The 2,620-nt window shown below is 71.8% G+C and carries 3 protein-coding genes; 2 read left to right on the top strand and 1 reads right to left on the bottom strand.

Annotation, left to right across the window (positions count from 1 at the left end; genetic code table 11):
* The coding region (locus RMN98_RS01200; protein ID WP_309646975.1) for a hypothetical protein at window positions 1-352 on the bottom strand (352 nt) is incomplete at its 3' end.
* A gap of 52 nt (window positions 353-404) precedes the next feature.
* On the opposite strand from RMN98_RS01200, the gene RMN98_RS01195 reads away from it, so the two are divergent.
* Complete coding sequence (locus tag RMN98_RS01195; protein WP_309646974.1) at window positions 405-1,061, top strand: hypothetical protein; 657 nt, start codon at window positions 405-407, stop codon at window positions 1,059-1,061.
* Between the two features lie 121 nt (window positions 1,062-1,182).
* The gene (locus RMN98_RS01190; RefSeq protein WP_309646976.1) at window positions 1,183-2,529 is read left to right on the top strand and encodes an NAD-dependent malic enzyme; all 1,347 of its coding nucleotides are present in this window, start codon (window positions 1,183-1,185) and stop codon (window positions 2,527-2,529) included.
* Window positions 2,530-2,620: the final 91 nt, after the last annotated feature.

The following is a 2,620-nucleotide window of genomic DNA, read 5'->3' as shown; positions in this document are numbered from 1 at the left end:
CGGCGTCCTCGGCAGCGATGACGAACCCGCTCACGCCGGCGTCCACGAAGGTGTTGTCGTCGTCGGGGTCGGGAAGCGTCGGCGGGCCGCCGCCGCGGTCCTCCAACGCTGCGCTGCCCTGGGGCGACGTCGGCATCGCGCCCGAGCCGTTCGCGCTGTAGGCCAGGTCGCCGTCCATGGCCTCCTCGTAGCCGTCGTAGAACGACCGGGTGTCGACCCCACGCGACTCCACCTGCGTGCCTGGCCGCGGCTCAGGGGTGGGCCCGGGCGCGTCCTCGCTGCAGCCCACCAGGAACAGGCTGGTGGTCACGCAGGCGGCGAAGAGGAGGGAGGTCGTGCGGCGCGCATCCATGCGAGGTGGGACGATGCGATCGTTGCGGCGGTTCCTCGTCCACAATGTGCGCATGGACGACGCCGCCCCCACGAGCACCGAGAGCAACGAGCGCCCGCTCGTGCTCCGGCTGCTGGTGCGCTTGCGGGCCGTGATCGTGCTCCTCCCCTTGCTCGCCGGGCTGCTCTACGCGGCCTCGGTCGGCGCCGACAAGCTGTGGGCCGACCTGCCCGAGAAGACTTTGCCGCCCGTGGTGCAGACCTGCTGGGACGGCCAGGAGGCCGCGACGTGCGCCGCGCCGACCGGCGTCCGCGGCCTGCGGTGGGTCTTCCCGTCGTTTCGACCCGGCACGGGCAGCTGCCAGGAGCGCGTGCGCGACCAGCGCAAGCTCGAGCGCCCGCTCGAGTGGGCCTGCACCGCGCCGCTCGACGGCAGCCAGGTGAGCATCACCTACAGCGTCCGCACCTCGACCGAGGCCGGGCTCGCCTACCTGCGGCGCATCTTCGCGAACCAGCCGCAGCCCGCCGCCGACGGCGACCGCCTGGTGTTCGCCGGCACCAAGCCCGGCCCCGACGGACGCTTCGAGGTCACCGTCGCCTACGCCGATCACCCCTTCGCGGTCACGGTCGCGGCGACCACGCTGCGACTGTGCGACCTCGCCCTCGACGAGCTCGTGCAGTTCCGGGACGCCGACCAGGTCGTCGTCCGCAAGAGCAGCGGCGACTCCTGAGCGACGTCGTGACCCGCGACCGTTACGACCACTAGGTGGCGGCTACTTGCTCGTAACCGAGCCGCGGGTCGAAGGTGACCGGGTGTCCCGAACTGCCACCACCTCGTCGTACTCGATCACCATGCGCCTCCACACCGCGCCCGACCACCGGGTGACCGGCGCGGTGGCCACCGCGATCGCGGAGGCGGGCGGCATCGTGACCGCCATCGATGTCGCGGAGTCGAGCCACACCCGGCTCGTGCTCGACGTGACCTGCTCGGCCGGGGACGCCGACCACGCCAAGGAGCTCGAGGCGGCGGTCGACGCCGTCGAGGGCGTGGAGGTCTACAAGGTCTCCGACCGCACCTTCCTGCTGCACATCGGCGGCAAGATCGAGGTGGCCTCGAAGGTGCCGCTCAGGAACCGCGACGACCTCTCGATGGCCTACACCCCCGGCGTCGGCCGGGTCAGCATGGCGATCGCCGAGAACCCCGACGACGTGCGCCGCCTCACCATCAAGGGCAACTCCGTCGCCGTGGTCACCGACGGCTCGGCCGTGCTCGGACTGGGCAACATCGGGCCCGGGGCCGCGCTGCCGGTGATGGAGGGCAAGGCCGCGCTGTTCAAGCGGTTCGCCGACATCGACGCCTGGCCGATCTGCCTGGCGAGCCAGGACACCGACGAGATCGTCAAGGCAGTCGAGATGATCGCGCCCGGCTTCGGCGGCATCAACCTCGAGGACATCGCGGCCCCGCGCTGCTTCGAGATCGAGCGCCGGCTGCGCGCCAGCCTCGACATCCCGGTCTTCCACGACGACCAGCACGGCACCGCCATCGTGGTGCTCGCCGCGCTGACCAACGCCCTGCGCGTGGTGGAGAAGTCGCTCACCTCGGTCCGCGTGGTCGTCTCCGGCGCCGGCGCCGCGGGCACGGCCATCGTCACGCTGCTGCTCGCGGCCGGGGTGCCGGACGTCGTCGTGGTCGACCGCGTCGGCTGCCTGGTGCCCGGCCTCGAGGGGCTCTCCGGGGCCCAGGAGCAGCTCGCCGGGGTCACCAACCCCCGTGGGGTCACCGGCGACCTCCACGACGCGCTCGCCGCCGACGGCGGCGCCGACGTGTTCATCGGGGTCAGCGCTCCGGGCATCCTCGACCCCGAGTGGATCCCCGACATGGCCGAGCGTGCGGTCGTCTTCGCCCTGGCCAACCCCGACCCCGAGGTCGACCCCGCCGAGGCCGGCAAGTACGCCGCCGTCGTGGCCTCGGGCCGGTCGGACTACCCCAACCAGATCAACAACGTGCTCGCGTTCCCCGGGGTCTTCCGCGGCCTGCTGGACGCCCGCGCCACCGAGATCACCATCGACATGCTGCTCCGCGCCGCAGCCGCCATCGCCCACGTCGTCCGCGACGACGAGCTGAACCCCAGCTTCATCATCCCGAGCGTGTTCCACCCCGACGTCCCGAAGGCGGTCGCGGCGGCCATCCGGGGCTGAGGTCGGTCGAGCTGAAACTCAATGTCCGTCCATCGACCTGACCGCTGCAGGGGGTCAGGTAGATGAGTGGACATTGAGTTACAGCGGCGGC

This window comes from Nocardioides sp. (genome assembly GCF_031397825.1).
GTDB lineage: Bacteria > Actinomycetota > Actinomycetes > Propionibacteriales > Nocardioidaceae > Nocardioides.
This window is presented reverse-complemented; position numbering and strand designations above follow the sequence as displayed.

Bases quoted from the DNA above. Each gene is read 5' to 3' on its own strand.
- RMN98_RS01195 (WP_309646974.1), top strand. From the start codon at position 405: ATGGACGACGCCGCCCCCACGAGCACCGAGAGCAACGAGCGCCCGCTC.
- RMN98_RS01190 (WP_309646976.1), top strand. From the start codon at position 1,183: ATGCGCCTCCACACCGCGCCCGACCACCGGGTGACCGGCGCGGTGGCC.